This is a genomic window from Ditibartonella apihabitans (assembly GCF_002007485.1).
In the GTDB taxonomy this organism is placed as follows: Bacteria; Pseudomonadota; Alphaproteobacteria; order Rhizobiales; family Rhizobiaceae; genus Bartonella; species Bartonella apihabitans.
Window position 1 is genome coordinate 1531502 of sequence record NZ_CP015820.1, and the last position, 16186, is coordinate 1547687.

11 protein-coding genes are annotated in these 16186 nt (G+C 46.0%); 4 read left to right on the plus strand and 7 right to left on the minus strand.

Going from position 1 to position 16186, the window contains the following annotated elements:
* Positions 1 to 558: 558 nt before the first annotated feature.
* Both BBC0178_RS06875 and BBC0178_RS06880 read right to left on the minus strand, forming a co-directional pair.
* Positions 559 to 1800: a porin gene (locus tag BBC0178_RS06875; protein ID WP_078039644.1), complete on the minus strand. Its 1242-nt coding sequence runs from the start codon at positions 1798 to 1800 to the stop codon at positions 559 to 561.
* A gap of 130 nt (positions 1801 to 1930) precedes the next feature.
* Positions 1931 to 3460: an NAD(P)H-hydrate dehydratase gene (locus BBC0178_RS06880; protein ID WP_225868294.1), complete on the minus strand. Its 1530-nt coding sequence runs from the start codon at positions 3458 to 3460 to the stop codon at positions 1931 to 1933.
* Positions 3461 to 3696: 236 nt separating this feature from the next.
* Between BBC0178_RS06880 and BBC0178_RS06885 the strand changes: the two genes are divergently transcribed.
* From BBC0178_RS06885 to BBC0178_RS06895, 3 genes are all read left to right on the plus strand, one after another.
* Entirely contained in the window at positions 3697 to 4035 is a 339-nt protein-coding gene (locus tag BBC0178_RS06885; protein WP_075870859.1) for a P-II family nitrogen regulator, read from the plus strand.
* A gap of 78 nt (positions 4036 to 4113) precedes the next feature.
* Complete coding sequence (glnA, locus tag BBC0178_RS06890; protein ID WP_077971776.1) at positions 4114 to 5523, plus strand: type I glutamate--ammonia ligase; 1410 nt, start codon at positions 4114 to 4116, stop codon at positions 5521 to 5523.
* 142 nt (positions 5524 to 5665) lie between these two features.
* On the plus strand, positions 5666 to 6214 hold the full coding sequence (locus BBC0178_RS06895) for a hypothetical protein (RefSeq protein ID WP_077971777.1): 549 nt from the start codon (positions 5666 to 5668) through the stop codon (positions 6212 to 6214).
* A gap of 643 nt (positions 6215 to 6857) precedes the next feature.
* Here the strand turns inward: BBC0178_RS06895 and BBC0178_RS06910 are convergent.
* The 4 genes from BBC0178_RS06910 to BBC0178_RS06925 form a co-directional block, all read right to left on the minus strand.
* Positions 6858 to 7286 carry an organic hydroperoxide resistance protein gene (locus BBC0178_RS06910; protein ID WP_077971782.1) on the minus strand — a complete coding sequence of 143 codons (429 nt, stop codon included), beginning with the start codon at positions 7284 to 7286 and terminating at the stop codon, positions 6858 to 6860.
* A gap of 91 nt (positions 7287 to 7377) precedes the next feature.
* Positions 7378 to 8166: an ATP12 family chaperone protein gene (locus BBC0178_RS06915; protein WP_078039648.1), complete on the minus strand. Its 789-nt coding sequence runs from the start codon at positions 8164 to 8166 to the stop codon at positions 7378 to 7380.
* On the minus strand, positions 8159 to 8836 hold the full coding sequence (locus BBC0178_RS06920; RefSeq protein WP_078039649.1) for an HAD-IA family hydrolase: 678 nt from the start codon (positions 8834 to 8836) through the stop codon (positions 8159 to 8161). The genes BBC0178_RS06915 and BBC0178_RS06920 overlap by 8 nt, the downstream gene beginning before the upstream one ends.
* A complete protein-coding gene (locus BBC0178_RS06925; protein WP_077971789.1) occupies positions 8833 to 9816 on the minus strand; it encodes an RluA family pseudouridine synthase in 984 nt (327 codons plus the stop codon). Before BBC0178_RS06925 ends, BBC0178_RS06920 begins: the two co-directional genes overlap by 4 nt.
* A gap of 210 nt (positions 9817 to 10026) precedes the next feature.
* On the opposite strand from BBC0178_RS06925, the gene BBC0178_RS06930 reads away from it, so the two are divergent.
* On the plus strand, positions 10027 to 11856 hold the full coding sequence (locus tag BBC0178_RS06930) for a glucan ABC transporter ATP-binding protein/ permease (protein WP_078040398.1): 1830 nt from the start codon (positions 10027 to 10029) through the stop codon (positions 11854 to 11856).
* A 1023-nt stretch (positions 11857 to 12879) separates the two neighbouring features.
* Here BBC0178_RS06930 and alaS read toward each other — a convergent pair.
* On the minus strand, positions 12880 to 15546 hold the full coding sequence (gene alaS, locus BBC0178_RS06940; RefSeq protein ID WP_078039651.1) for an alanine--tRNA ligase: 2667 nt from the start codon (positions 15544 to 15546) through the stop codon (positions 12880 to 12882).
* Positions 15547 to 16186 lie beyond the last annotated feature (640 nt).

The window sequence follows — 16186 nt, forward strand, 5'->3', positions numbered from 1 at the left end:
CAATAAATTTGAAAATTTTTGTCGTAGACAAATGACTGAACTTAAAGAACGGTAGCCAATACAAAAACTCAAATACAAAACGATGTCGCGGTATAGGCAAGTCGCATGTTTCTTGGTGTTTGCCCCGCCTTATAAAACGCACAAGATAGCTATCGGCATTATATTTTTTCATACGACTATTATGATAGACCGTCATATCGAGATCTAATAATGGGATTTTAGAGCTGATAATGAGATCGCTTTAAAACACATTTCATTCAGGAATGTGTTGAATACGTTATAAGGGACGAGCCACATCAATTCCCGATAAGCGATTCTAACTTCCTAAAAATGTTTCTCGCCTTCGCTCGCAACCAATATCTTTAGCCTGAAATCCGGAATAGTTGGTTTCTTTGTTCTTGCTCAATGTCCCATCATATCGCGCATTCGCTATCTCTTTGTTATGGCCGTGCAATCAATCTTATAAATTCAAAAGTCAGACGGAAATCAGAAGCCATCTGGAATTCGTCAAAAAAATGGCGGCCAAAGCCGCCATTTGAAACATCAATGGATATGATTTTAGAAATTGCGCTGCATACGCAACATTCCCTGAACGGCATTATCACCGTGGAATGTAACGCGTGAACCATCATCCCACTTCTTGTCGTTACCGAAGTTCAGGTAAGAAACTTCAGGTGTAACAACGAGACCCGGAACAAGCTCATAAGCCATATTGACCGATGCACTGAAAACATCTGTATCGTCATAGGTCAACTGGGAATTGAAGGAAGCCTTCTTGGTAGCTTTGTAGGTTGTACCACCCCAAACGGCCCAATCGCCACCCCAATCACCATATTGACTGGTATGCATGCGATAATAATAATCATGCTTTCTGTTGGGGCGATCATTATTATAAACATCGTCATAGGCGTAATAGTCGTCATTGCTCTTGTAACCGCCCATAACCCAAACCGACAATTGATCGGTTACGTTCAAATTGACACGAAGTTTGGCAGCCCATTCTTCCCATTGTGCATCATAAGCACCAATAGCAGCAATAGACCCCCAGCCCTGTACAAATTTCGCACCGAGAAGAACATTCGGTGTGTAATCATCAATGCTGCTACCACTATAGAAATGGCGCGCATTCGGGTCATCGCGGTTGGCTTTTCCGGCACCGGTTGCAACCCGTTTACCCATGCCCTTTAGATAATAGTTGTCGCCAGCATTATCGCTGCCGTTATCAGTACCTTGTTCAACACCGATAATTGCCGAAAAGCCGTTATCTGCGGAGAATGTATAGCTTAAAACATTGGTACGCTGGAACATGCCGGGATCAACGACATCATCGTTCAGGACTTTACCGAGATAGCCCGTCCAATGCCAGAAAATCGATTCGTCAACACCAACACGCAAACCGCCCAATTCGATGTAAGCAAAGTGGGCCTGACCGCTCAAAGTATCATTGCCATCGTCCCACTGGTTACGTAGTTCGACCAAGGTGCGCAAAGTACCAAGTTCGGTTTCGCTTGCTGTCTGGAAGCGCAATTCACCACGGGCACGCCATGCATAGGTGTCACGATCTTTTTTGCCCTTATATGCGTAAACATTATCGCCGCCTTTAATATCGGCACGCAAATAACCGCCAACGCGCATACATGTGTCGGTTCCGGGGATATAGAAATACCCTTGTCCATAAGCGTCGCAAACACGTACATATTCGACGGGTTCCGGCTCGGCTACAACAACATCGGCAGCGTAAGATGCACTCGATATAACCATGGCAGCAGCAGAACCTGCCAACAGTGCTTTAATTTTCATACGGATTTCTCCCTGTGCCCGTTAGGCTATACTGAATAGAAATTTGTAATGATGTTATGAGACAGTACCCCTCAATGAAAAGCCAAAATTGGAAAAAAGTGCTATCTATAGTTAAGTAGTGATAAATTAGTCACATAATTGTCTCGGAAAGAACCAAGGGGATTGCTGAAACAATATCTTCTGCAATCATACCGTGTCCAAAATGTTCAGCACACTGTGCGTGGAGAAAGACTCCGGCGCAAGCTGCTTCGAAAATCGGCATTTGTTGTGCACTCAAACCACCTATAATTCCCGAAAGCACGTCACCGGAACCTGCTGTCGCAAGAAACGGTGTCCCGTTTACGTTCACTGCAAGGCGGCTGTCGGGAGATGCTATGATTGTATCCGCACCTTTATAGACGACCACCGCACCACTTTCGCTCGCAGCTTTTCGGGCTTTTTCAATACGTGACAAATCCTTGCTTTCCGAAATAGAGTAAAAAACGCGTTGGAACTCCCCTTCATGTGGCGTCATAATAACATTGACCGGTGATTGTTTGATCAGCGCAAATATTTTCTGACTTTCCTTTGCAATAGCGGTGAGCGCATCGGCATCAAGCACAAGTGTAAAAATTTTACTCTTCGAAAGAATTGCTTCAACAATCGAAAAAGCACGCTCCAATGAACCGAATGCGGGCCCCAGAACGACCGAACGCACTTTCCGACTTTCCAGAAAGTCGAGAATTTCCGCGTCACTCCCCATTTCTTTAAGCATGATACTGGTGAGATGCATTTCATGAACGAGAAGTGCGTCTTCCGGAGCAATTATTGTAACAAGCCCTGCTCCGCTTCTTGCGGCAGCGTGGGCCGCAAGTCGTGCAGCACCGGTTGATGATTGAGGGCCGGAAAATACCACCGCATGTCCGCGACGATATTTATGTGTATCATAATCGAGTTCCGGCCAATTGTTGAGCCAGAGCGAAGGAAAATTGATAAAGCGCTCCGGTTTGATAATTTCCAGCACTTTTTCCGGAATACCGATATCGGCAAGTCTGATCTCGCCACATTGTAATCTGCCGGGGTAACATACATGTCCGGGCTTTAACCTGAAAAATGTGACTGTCTTTGCCGCCTTGACAGCCTCTCCTTTTATTATCCCGCTTTCTCCGAACACACCCGAAGGCAAGTCGACGGCAATAACCGGAACACCACTTTCATTCAATCTTTTCAATTTTCCCTGAAGCGTTTGTTCCAAGGGGCGATCAAGCCCTGCTCCATATAAGGCATCAATAACGACATCAAAATCCTGTGGCGAAGAAAATTCATCAAAAGGCAAGTACTTTGCACCCCAAAAAGCAGCTGCTTTTTCGGCATCGCTTCCCGATCTTGGTTTCCCTAACGCAAATATAGTCGGTTCGAAACCATGGCTTTTAAGAATATGGGCCGCCATATAACCATCGCCGCCATTATTTCCCGGCCCGCATAAAACAGCGATTTTTCGGCAACACCGATAATCATTCAAAATAATATCGACGATAGCCTCACCGGCGCGTTCCATAAGTTTGAAACTGTCATGCCCGTTTAACGTGGCAGCCAGCCGATCGGCTTTCCCCATTTCTTTCGGTGTCAGAAGTTCAACAGGAAAATGTCTACTTAACTTTGATGTTGCATATTTTTTCATCACGCCGCCCATTTTTTATTCATCCACGACACAAATTGTTAAGTCCAATATAATTGTTTGGTCAAAATTCGCTATGGTTAACAATCTATAAATTGCGCATTCCTGCAAAATATTGTTGAGTTATTGCGTTATTTTTCCAACTTGGCACAAAACATGCTTATAACTTAATAGATAATGGAAAAATCGACTTAAAGCGGTTACCGAAGCTAAAGTTTAACGTTGGAGGCGAAATCAATATGAAAAAAATCGAGGCTATCATTAAGCCATTCAAGCTTGATGAAGTGAAGGAAGCCCTTCAGGATGTCGGCTTGCAAGGTATAACCGTTACGGAAGCCAAAGGGTTTGGCCGACAAAAAGGCCATACAGAGCTTTACCGTGGCGCAGAATATGTTGTCGATTTTCTCCCCAAGGTAAAAGTCGAAATTGTTGTTGCCGATGAAACCGTGGAGCCGGCGATTGAAGCTATTCGCAAAGCTGCACAAACCGGTCGCATCGGTGACGGGAAAATTTTTGTTTCATCTGTCGAAGAGGTTATCCGCATCCGTACAGGTGAAACGGGCGTAGACGCTATCTAAGCCAAAAGTTAACTCATGCCCCATATTTGCGGGGCATGTCCGATCAACCTTTTATTACTCTTAAACAAGGAATGTAATATGACGACTGCATCTGATATCCTTAAGCAGATTAAGGATAATGACGTTCGCTTCGTAGATTTGCGTTTTAGTGACCCTAAAGGCAAATTACAGCATGTAACCATGGATATCGCTGAAATCAGTGAAGACACATTTGCTGATGGTGTCATGTTCGATGGATCTTCCATCAGCGGATGGAAAGCAATCAATGAGTCGGATATGGTCTTGATGCCGGATCCAACGACCGCCCATATGGATCCGTTTTTCGCCCAATCCACAATGGTTATCCTGTGCGACGTACTCGACCCGATCTCAGGTGAATCCTATAACCGCGATCCGCGCTCGACCGCCAAAAAAGCCGAGGCTTATCTCAAATCATTGGGTATTGGTGACACAGTCAATGTCGGCCCTGAAGCTGAATTTTTCCTCTTTGATGATGTGCGCTTTAAAAATGACCCTTATAATACCGGTTTCAAGCTCGACTCCAACGAGTTCCCCTCGAATGATGACACCGAATACGAGATGGGCAATCTCGGGCACCGTCCGCGCGTAAAAGGCGGCTATTTTCCGGTTCCTCCGATTGATTCCTGTCAGGACATCCGTTCGGAAATGTTAACCGCTCTGACCGATATGGGCGTTCGCGTTGAAAAGCACCACCACGAAGTTGCAGCCGCCCAGCACGAGTTGGGTATCCGCTTTGACACATTGGTGCGCGAAGCCGACAAAATGCAGATATTCAAATATGTCGTGCATCAGGTAGCCAATACTTATGGCAAATCGGCAACCTTCATGCCGAAGCCGATTTTTGGCGATAATGGTTCGGGTATGCACGTCCATATGTCGATCTGGAAAGACGGCAAACCGACTTTTGCCGGCAATGAATATGCCGGTCTTTCGGAAACCTGCCTGTTCTTCATCGGTGGTATTATCAAACACGCAAAAGCTATCAACGCTTTTACCAACCCGTCGACCAACTCCTATAAGCGTCTTGTTCCGGGTTATGAAGCTCCGGTTCTGCTTGCCTATTCGGCACGTAACCGTTCAGCCTCCTGCCGTATTCCGTTCGGTTCGTCGCCAAATGCAAAACGTGTAGAAATCCGTTTCCCTGACGCGACAGCCAATCCTTATCTGGCTTTCTCGGCAATTTTGATGGCCGGTCTTGATGGCATCAAGAACAAGCTCCATCCCGGACAGGCAATGGATAAAGATCTTTATGATCTGCCTCCAAAAGAATTGAAAAAAATCCCGACTGTTTCCGGCAGCTTGCGTGAAGCATTGCAATGTCTTGATAAAGACCGTGCCTTCCTTAAAGCCGGTGACGTATTTGACGATGACCAGATTGATTCGTTCCTCGAATTGAAGATGGAAGAGGTTCTGCGTTTCGAGATGACACCTCATCCGATCGAATTCGACATGTATTATTCGGTCTGATTTTCGTTAACCAAGATCATTAAAAACGGGGGCTTCGGCCTCCGTTTTTGTAACATTTCCTGCCTTTTTCCTGTCACGCTTTGCCTTTAGACTCCGGATTCACTATAACAGACATATGAGTGAACAGTATCAAGGGTAAGTTATGCGACGCATCTCCAAAATCATCGTTGGTTTATCAATTGCTTTTTGTGGACTAAACTCGGCCAGTGCACGATCGGCGACGGACGCAGAAGTCAAGATGCTGAGCGATGCGACAAATAATTACGCAACTGCGCTCCAAACTTCCAATTTCGATGCTGTTTTGAATGCAATACCACCGCGTATCATCCAGACACTAGCTGCTCAATCGAAAGTTGATCAGGAGCAATTCCGCCAGATTATGGTGAACCAGATGAAACAATTGGCTCAAACCTATAAGGTTGACAAAATAACCATAAGCCAATCGAAAAAAAGTGCGGGAGAATTCAAGGATGGAACGCCTTACTATATTATTCCCACCGATTTTGTAATCACAACAATCAACGGCAATAACAAAAATCAGATCAAAGGTGAACTTGTCGCCATTCTTGATAATAATCAGTGGTATTTTGTCCGTGGTGACGACGCAACAACAATTTCTACAATGAGCGAAGCATTTCCGGGATTTGAAGAAATAAAGCTCAGCGCGCCGGAAATCAAACCGATCAAATAGCGTTTGTGATCTAACTCTTCATTTGTTTGATTTCATAAAATCCAGATTTCTCTTTTCATAAATCCACGTGCGGTTCTGGAAAATTTCCAACCTATTTTCGACCTGAACCGCGCCTTTTCAAACCGGTTTCCAACAATTTTTAGATGCTGTTCCGCAAAGTCGGTGGCTGACCGCTTGTTTTTGCGGCTCAAAACAGAATAACAATCTTCAAAATTTGAAATTTTGTCGCTTGCGATGAATTTCAATGCTGATATATCGCGACGGGAGAGTTAGAAATTGCACGACTGACCAAGTGATCTCGAACAGAAATTTTAGCTGGTAATGCGGCTTTACCATGCCGAACACGAAAAAACAGCCCCTTTATCAAAGCCATAACAAATTCGATTTTGAAGATAGGCTGACGGCCATTGCGTGGTGACCGAGCACTTGAAAATCGGGATGTGCGATCTTTCAGACTTATCTGTCTCTGCAAGTGCTCATTCGAGTTATCGACGATAGCCATGAAAATAAAAATCACTGCAGCATCAAACCGGTTTGACCGAATTTTGCGCCTAAGCCGAGAGAAAGCTTTTTATTTCAGAAAAAACTCTCCCTATCACTTCATAAGCATTAGATACCGCAGTGTTTTTTTGATTTTCTGTTATCAGATAACTTTAATCTGCACGCTGATATTGTTGCGCGTCGCATGGGAATAAGGGCAAATTTCGTTATGCGCGGTGTGGGCGGCCATTTCAGCCTGTTGTTTGTCGAGCCCTTCCAGATGCACTGTCAAAACGACTGTAAGTTCAAAACCACCGCTTTTGCGTGGTCCAATTCCGACTTCGGCTTTTACATAACTTCCGTCCTGAACTTTAAATCCTGCTTTTTGTGCTGCAAAACGTGTTGCCGATTCAAAACATGCGGCATAACCGGCGGCAAAAAGCGTTTCAGGATTGGCACCGATAGTACCGTTACCGCCCATCTCTTTAGGTTTTACCAAGTCGATGTCGAGTGCACCATCTTCCGAGTGCACATGACCTTCCCGCCCGCCTTCGGCAATCGCTGTCGTTCTATAAATTATGTTCGATAACATTGAGCTTCACTCCTTGGTGATAAAAACTTGCTTCTTTAACCTAGCGTGTTTTTCCGGAGAAGCAATAAACCACTGGTCAAACTTTTGAAATTTACAGGTTTTCAATAGCAGCGATAACAGCGGCCGCCGCTTCATATTCAGCCTGATGATAGGCGCGCTTTTCCTTGGCTTCGGCATCTTCTCCCCAATGTTCGACTGTCCAGTCTTCGTCAAGATGGGCGATTTGCCAAGCCTCTGTCAGACTTATTTTGCCTTTCCAGACTGCAAGTGCAATGAGCGCCGAACCACAAAGAGTGGTGATCGAATGCAATGCCGCCAACACATAAGGAGACTCGATTGTTTGAAGAGCATCGCGTATAGCTGAAATTGAACCCTCGGGCTGTGTTACAAACATCACCCCTTCTGTCAGCATAAAACGCGCACCATAATTGTTGCGAATCCACTCAAGGATCGGGTCCCAATGGTGGTGTTGTCTTTCAACCAACTCTTTTGGAGAATCCGCCCGATAAAACAACATATCATTGCCGACAAATTCCAGAATATCGTGCCGCACAACATCCTCATTATCGATGACACCATCAATGATCGAGTTGACGAGGCGGGTTATCGGCATTTTCGCCGGATCAATTGTCTTTTGTTGCGAATTGAATTCGTGTGCGACCATCTCGGCCAACGCTCTATTGGGCAAAACAAGTTTATGGCGTGCCGGCGTTTTGACTGTTTTGTCATCAAGAACAACAGCAAATTCCCCGTCTTCTTCCTTAACGGAAGCTTCTTTGTAAAACCGCTTTGGTAATTCACGTTTCGAGAGAATCTGAGCCTGTTTCACCGGATCAGCTTTTTCAACTTCGTCGTTCAGCTCTTGCAGCAATTCACGCATTGTTATCACTTTCAAAAATCGGAATTATGTCTTTTGGCTCTCTTACCAGTTTATCGGCACCTGCTTCTTTCAAAGCTTCCGGCGTATTATAGCCCCAGAAAACGCCAATTGCTTTGGCATGAGCAAGCTTCGCCATTTGCATATCGAAAATTGAATCCCCGATCACATAAGTATTTTCGGGAAACACGCCGGTTTGTTTACAACTTTCGATAACCATTGTGGGATCAGGCTTTGACGGGCATTCGTCTGCTGTTTTGATTGTAATAAAACAATGGAGCTTGTAGGCTTCGAGTATTTTGTCAATTCCGAGCCTCGACTTGCCGGTGACGATGCCCAAAAGAACATCATCTTTATTTTCGAGTGTTGTCAACATTTCCGGAATTCCCGGAAAGAGCGGTTCGGTGAAAGAAATATCGCCTCTGTTTTTTGCGAAAATCTGTTTATAAGCTGTCACCATTTTAAGAATTTCATCATCAACTGGACGATCTAAAAGACGGGCAATTGCACGATCAAGCGATAGGCCGATGACCAATTTTGTCTCGTCAAGATCGGGTTCTTTATAAGAAAATTTTTCAAATACCTGAACCATTGCCCGCTGAATAGCAAAGACACTATCAACCAGCGTTCCATCACAATCAAAAAGTGCGAGGCGAAGCGGCTTGTCGGTCAATCTTGATCTCCGTCACTTTCATCGAATGCAAGAAGGTTGAAAGTTTGCACCATATGCGGCGGAAGAGGAGCTGTCACATCCAATATTCCTCCGGAAGGATTGGGGATTCTTATCCGGCGGGCATGGAGATGAAGTCGATTCTGGATACCACCTGGCAGTTCCCAATTCTGATCTGCATAAAAATATTTGGGGTCGCCAATAATCGGATGACCAATATAGGCTGCATGAACACGCAATTGATGCGTGCGTCCTGTATAGGGTTCCATTTCAAGCCACGACAAAATCTGCCCGCGCGTGTCGATAACACGGTAGTGCGAAACAGCATGATCGGAATCCGGCTCACCATGCGGGCATACACGCATTTTATCGCCGTCAGGGGTCGATTCCTTAACAAGCCATGTCGAAATCTTGTCTTCGCGTTTTTTGGGAACACCTCTCACAATAGCCCAATAAGTCTTTTTGGTTTCACGGGCACGAAATGCTGCTGCCAAAGCCTGCGCTGCGGAGCGTGTTTTTGCAACAACCAGTACGCCTGACGTATCGCGATCAAGCCGATGGACAAGGCGTGGCTTTTCGCCTTTTTGATTACGCCAGGCTTCAAGCATGCCGTCGACATGGCGGGTAACACCCGAACCACCCTGAACAGCAAGACCGGCGGGCTTGTTAAACACATAAAGCTTCTTATCTTCGTAAAGAAGCATTTGCTTTAAAACGTCACCGTCATCCTGCCCGCGAATAGTTTTGCCTGTAAGCGGCACGGCACCTTTTTCATCAACAGGGAGAGGCGGCACGCGCACCGATTGCCCGATTTGCAGCCTCGTATCAGACTTTACCCTGCCCCCTTCAACACGAATTTGCCCCGAACGCAAAAGTTTTTGCAGGTAGCCGAATCCCAAGCCCGGATAATGAGCTTTGAACCAACGGTCAACGCGCATACCGTTTTCATCTTCATCAACTTTTTTTATTTCAACACCGGCCATCGTCATCTCCTTGGTGTTTTCTCTAGCATCATCGAACGACAATAGCGACATGATTTATCATTACGATCACACTCGGTTACATCCTGTTGTTAAAAGTGGTTTTGCTGATCGTAAATTGAACGGTAGCGCACCTTAAATAAACATTATAAACAGTTGAACTGTTTTTCAAACGGACAACCACGGGGACAAGGTGTCATTGGAGGTATAAGCTTGTCGCTTTTTAAAACTTATACGCGCGCAGTCAGCTATTTGATGACGGAAAAGAAAACGGTCATCATCATTTGTGCAGCCAACATTGCCATGGCGGCAGTGCAGGTTTTTATACCGAAAATTTTCGGCTGGATTATTGATGAACTGTCTTTGACCGCGCAAGCAGTATCAAGCGGCACTGCCTTTTCGGCTGGCGATACATTCACAGCCGTTATTCCTTATCTCGCATTGTGGACAGCTCTCGGTATGTTTTCCATTGTGGCAACTGTAATGGTCGATCGCGGTGCCGATCGTCTCGCACATCGTAGACGCCTTGGCGTATTGGCTGAATCCTACCAACGCATTATCAATATGCCGCTCGCATGGCACCAGAAAATCGGTACCTCCAACGCACTTCATACAATGCTGCGGGCTTGCGAATCCATGTTCACGATGTGGCTTGAATTCATGCGTCAGCATCTCGCTTCAATGATTCAGCTTATAATTCTGTTAAGCGTCGCAATCTGGACAGACTATCGGCTATCCATCGTTCTGGTTTCGCTTGGCGTAATTTATATTATGATTGCCCGCCTCGTCATGACCAAAACCAAGACCGGACAGGAATCGGTTGAAAAATATCATCTTGCTTTATTCGAACATGTGACAGATTCAATCTCCAACGTTTCCGTCGTTCAAAGCTATAACAGAGCAGACGAGGAAAGCGCGCGCGTTAAACAGAATGCACAAAATGTTCTGAAAGCCCAATATCCGGTTTTGAACTGGTGGGCTTTGGCTGCCGGCCTTAACCGCATGGCATCAACAATCACAGTCATCGTCGTCATTGTTCTTGGTGCTTATCTCGTTTCCAAAGGTATACTCAATATTGGTGATGTTGTTGCCTTCGTTTTCTTTTCGCAAATGATGATCGGGCAACTTGACCAGATCAGCAATTTCATCAATCTCATTGGTTCCAACCGTGCGAAACTCGACGCTTTTTATGACATGATGGATTCGACAATTGCTGCCGCCGAACCGGCTGGCCTTCCTTCATTGACGAACGTCAAAGGCGATATCCGTTTTGATCATGTCACGCACGAATTTTCAAACACTCTACAGGGTGTCTATGACATTTCTTTTGAAATCAAACCAGGCCAGACCGCAGCAATCGTCGGGCCTACCGGTGCGGGTAAAACAACACTGATCAATCTGTTACAACGTATCTACGATCCGGAAAGCGGCGTTATAACGATTGATGGTGTGGATACAAGAACAGTCAACCGTGCGTCTCTTCGTCATGCCATGGCTACCGTGTTTCAGGATTCGGGTCTCTTTAACCGCACAATCAAAGAAAATATCAGCATTGGTCGTCCCGATGCCACTGATGAAGAGGTTTTCGAGGCTGCCAAGATTGCTGCAGCCAATGATTTCATTCGTGCAAAAACCAATGGCTATGACACAAGGGTGGGCGAACGCGGGTCATTGCTTTCCGGTGGTGAACGGCAGAGGCTTGCAATCGCCAGAGCAGTACTCAAAAACTCGCCTATTTTTGTGCTTGATGAAGCAACAAGTGCACTGGATGTCGAAACAGAAGCACGTGTCAAAGAAGCAATTGACACAGTGAGCCGTAATCGGACGACGATCATCATCGCCCACCGGCTCTCGACAGTGCGCAACGCGGATCTGGTATTGTTTATGGATCGTGGGCATATTGTCGAACAAGGAAGTTTCGATGAACTTGCCGAAAAAGGCGGTCGTTTCACAGCCCTCCTGAAAGCGGGTGGTTTGACAATAGACCATTCACCCCATGCGCTTAATCGTGACAATGCTGTTCAGGCTCAACAACCATCTTAACCCGACCGATTTAATGAACCAGAGCATCGACTATAAAATCATTGCCGATGGTAAAGCTCAATGTTATCAGATTGGCCGGTTTCATTGTAAGATCGGGTAAATAAGCTCCATATTGGCAACTTGCGGGGCAAGAAAACCACTCGGCGTTTTCGAATAAAAAAATGTGTTGAACCGGAATAGAACGAACGCATGAGCGAAAAAGGCAACTTTCTACAATAAATTTAATCCTGTTCCATTCACGAGAAGCCGCAATAGCCAACTCAACGTAACGGTGACGCCCAAAATACACATTTTCCGTTCTTGCACTTTGTAACCCGCTTTCCATTTTTCAAGCGGCATTAACCGGCAATAAATAACTGAAAGCCCGATTTCACTCTGTAAAGGCAGCAATATCCCGCCCATCAAAGGCCAGTAAGACACCTCGCTGTTCAATTAGCGATACATTCATCCACTGTGGGAAGAGCCCTCTATCGGAAATAATCACCGGTGCATGAAAAATGGGGCTATTCAATCCCGCTATACGAACGGCACCAATGACTATTCCAAATCTTCCATTTGATAGCGATGATCAAGCAAGATAAGTATGGACCTATTATCACTCATTGATCAAAGCCCGTCATGACCATTCGTTGCATTTCTCAACTTTGCAGATCACTTCTCACGAACGATCACCATCAGCCGGCAAAGTTTTAACTTTTGAAAATCCTGTTTAATTGTTCGCCAAAAACGAATTTATAAGTCTTGCCGCACTTAAACTATTCCCTTGAATAGGCCTAAAACCTCCCGTAGCGCCCTGCTCTCGAAAAACACGTGGCATTTCAAGATCGGCGCGCTATTACCTTACAAAGCGAGCTTCCCGCACTCTCGCAATTTTACTAAAATGATATGAAGCCAAAAACCGGAAGCGGCGTCAAACGTCTCTAAGGCCTCGATGGAATGACTGCAGAGAAGGACGGTAGAAACAATAAAATCATAAGCCTATAAGACAATAAAAAAGCGGGCCAAACCCGCTTTTTTAAATATTCATTTCTGTAATTTTTGCCTCAAGGCTTTCATGGCATCATCTGCTTTGTTGCCATCCGGTCCTCCGGCTTGGGCCATATCAGGACGGCCGCCACCGCCTTTGCCGCCCAGAACTTCGGACAATGCTTTGACGAGTTCGACAGCATTGAACCGTTTTGTCAAATCGTCGGTAACACCGACGACGGCACTCGCCTTGCCATCTTCCGAAACACCGATAAAGGCAACAACACCGCTACCGATCTTGTTTTTACCGGCATCGGCAAGTGGCTTCAAATCCTTTGGCGCGATACCATGAACTACACGTCCCATAAAGGCTAGTCCGTCTATCTGTTCGATATCGGCTTCGCCGTGATCATTTGCACCACCGGACAAGGCCAATTGCTTTCTCGCTTCATTCAACTCTTTTTCGAGCTTGCGACGTTCTTCAACAAGCACATGGACACGTTCCAATGCTTCCTGAGGCGTTGTCTTCAATGCATTGGCAATTTCGTGAACACGTTGATCTTGTCCGTCAAGATAGTGGCGGGCGGCATCCCCTGTCAGCGCTTCGATACGGCGAACACCGGCAGCAACTGCGCTTTCGGAGACAATCCGGATTAGCCCGATATCACCTGTCCGTTTAACGTGGGTACCACCGCAAAGTTCAAGTGACCAGGCGCGGTTTCCAACTTTTGTCGGGTCAACCCGTTGCCCCATAGAAACAACACGAACTTCATCACCATATTTTTCGCCGAACAAGGCCATTGCACCTTCGGCAATAGCATCGTCAACGCTCATAAGACGGGTTGTAACAGGGCTGTTTTGCAAAACAATTTCATTTGCCAAATCTTCAACCTGTTTGATTTCTTCCGCTGTCATCGGTTTCGGATGCGAGAAGTCAAAACGCAGGCGTTCCGGTGTTACCAACGACCCTTTCTGGGCAACATGGGTACCCAATGTTTCGCGTAAAGCCTCGTGTAAAAGGTGCGTTGCCGAATGGTTGGCACGGATTTTACGACGCCTCTTTGCGTCGACATCAAGCTCGACAACATCGCCGGTCTTGATCGAACCGTTTTTGGCAACACCGATATGGACAAAAACACCATTTGCCTTTTTCTGTGTGTCGGTGACGTTAAAGGAGAACTTTTCGCCGGCAATTACGCCGGTATCGCCCACCTGACCACCGGATTCACCGTAAAAAGGTGTCTGATTGACGATCAACGCGCCTTGTTCACCTTCCTTCAGACCATCGACAATTTTGCCATCTTTCACAATTGCAGTAATCACTGCTTCGGCTTTTTCTGTCTCATAGCCAAGAAATTCGGTTGAGCCGACGCGATCGCGAACGGCAAACCAGACGGTTTCGGTTGCCTCTTCTCCGGAACCCGCCCAATTGGCACGGGCTTCGGCTTTCTGGCGTTCCATTGCCTTGTCAAAAGCTTCGACATCAACCGTTATATTGCGGCGACGAAGCGCATCCTGAGTAAGATCAAGCGGGAAACCATAGGTATCATAAAGTTTGAACGCTGTTTCACCATCAAGATGATCGCCCGATTTCAGATTGTGGCTTGCCTCGTTCAAAAGGGTAAGACCGCGTTCCAAAGTCTTGCGGAAGCGTGTTTCTTCCAGACGCAAGGTTTCCGAAATCAGCGCTTCTGCGCGGATAAGCTCGGGATAGGCTTGTCCCATTTCGCGTATCAAAGTCGGCAACAGGCGCCACATCAATGGTTCCTTGGCTCCAAGCAGCTCGGCATGACGCATGGCGCGACGCATAATGCGGCGCAATACATAACCACGCCCTTCATTGGAAGGCAAAACGCCATCGGCAATCAAAAAGGCAGATGAACGAAGGTGATCGGCTATCACACGGTGACTTGCAACAAATTCTCCCTCGGCCTTGACGCCGGTTGCCTCTTCGGAAGCGCGGATCAATGTCTTGAAGAGGTCGATGTCGTAATTATCATGAACACCTTGCAAAACAGCGGCAATACGTTCAAGCCCCATGCCCGTGTCAATAGATGGGCGCGGGAGATCATTACGCTGGTCCTTTGTAACCTGATCATATTGCATGAAAACAAGGTTCCAGATTTCAATGTAACGATCGCCATCTTCCTCGGCGCTTCCCGGCACGCCGCCCCAGATTTTATCACCATGATCATAGAAAATTTCCGAACATGGCCCGCAAGGACCGGTGTCGCCCATCGCCCAGAAATTGTCGCTGGTTGAAATCCGGATAATGTTATCGTCAGTGAGGCCAGCTATCTTCTTCCATAGCTCGGCTGCGGCATCATCCTCATGATAGACGGTGACAAGCAGCTTTTCTTTCGGCAGACCGAATTCTTTGGTCAGTAAATTCCAGGCAAAATAAATGGCCTGTTCTTTGAAATAATCACCAAAAGAGAAGTTGCCAAGCATCTCGAAAAACGTGTGGTGGCGCGCTGTGTAGCCTACATTGTCAAGATCGTTATGTTTACCGCCGGCGCGAACGCATTTTTGTGCTGTGGTTGCCCTTTTATAGGGGCGTTGTTCAAGGCCGGTAAACACATTCTTGAACTGTACCATTCCCGCATTGGTAAACATCAAGGTTGGGTCATTTCTCGGAACCAGAGGACTGGACGGGACAATTTCATGCCCGTTTCTATGGAAATAATCCAGAAATGTTGACCGGATCTCGTTAACACTATTCATCACTGACACCTGTATTCGCCGCAGAGCTTATTCTCGCCCGCCCGATTTTAAAAAATATATTGACTGCCTTTTAGAGCATATTCTCTAATCTGAAAACCACTTTTTCACGCCAATCCCGCATTGTGAATTCTATATCCGGTGCTTTTTGGTTCGAGCAAAGTAGATCAAATGAAAACACTTGATACATATGTCGCGAGCTTAAAAAAATTGCGCTTATTCAAACATTATCACGAAGACTTTAATGGGCGATAGCGAAAGCAACCTCTTACCAACACATTTTACCCGCCAAAATTCAATTGTTATCCATTCTCCGGTTTTCTATTGCCGCCGCTTTATCGCACAAATCCCTATCGGAATAACCCATCCTAAACATTTTCGATGAATTGCATTAGGCGAAATTTCTTTGAATTACTGGGATATTTTGTGGTGTTAAACCGGTTTTCCTTCAATTTGCCAGCAGCAAATCCGATCTTGTTCCTCCCAATTATTCAATCCCGAAATCACAGTAAACCGCATTCGATAAACTCCAATCTGCAATTTATTGAATTACCTCCAGCAATCGGTCAAATGCCTAATTCGGAGAATGACAATTCACAAAATTGGAACATGGCTCATTATTCCGCAATAATTGCATGAGATA

What these genes read in the sequence shown, in the direction of transcription:
- BBC0178_RS06875 (WP_078039644.1), bottom strand. Translation starts at nt 1,800, where the DNA reads ATGAAAATTAAAGCACTGTTGGCAGGTTCTGCTGCTGCCATGGTTATA.
- BBC0178_RS06910 (WP_077971782.1), bottom strand. Translation starts at nt 7,286, where the DNA reads ATGTTATCGAACATAATTTATAGAACGACAGCGATTGCCGAAGGCGGG.
- alaS (WP_078039651.1), bottom strand. Translation starts at nt 15,546, where the DNA reads ATGAATAGTGTTAACGAGATCCGGTCAACATTTCTGGATTATTTCCAT.
- BBC0178_RS06895 (WP_077971777.1), top strand. Translation starts at nt 5,666, where the DNA reads ATGCGACGCATCTCCAAAATCATCGTTGGTTTATCAATTGCTTTTTGT.
- BBC0178_RS06915 (WP_078039648.1), bottom strand. Translation starts at nt 8,166, where the DNA reads ATGCGTGAATTGCTGCAAGAGCTGAACGACGAAGTTGAAAAAGCTGAT.
- glnA (WP_077971776.1), top strand. Translation starts at nt 4,114, where the DNA reads ATGACGACTGCATCTGATATCCTTAAGCAGATTAAGGATAATGACGTT.
- BBC0178_RS06925 (WP_077971789.1), bottom strand. Translation starts at nt 9,816, where the DNA reads ATGGCCGGTGTTGAAATAAAAAAAGTTGATGAAGATGAAAACGGTATG.
- BBC0178_RS06880 (WP_225868294.1), bottom strand. Translation starts at nt 3,460, where the DNA reads ATGAAAAAATATGCAACATCAAAGTTAAGTAGACATTTTCCTGTTGAA.
- BBC0178_RS06885 (WP_075870859.1), top strand. Translation starts at nt 3,697, where the DNA reads ATGAAAAAAATCGAGGCTATCATTAAGCCATTCAAGCTTGATGAAGTG.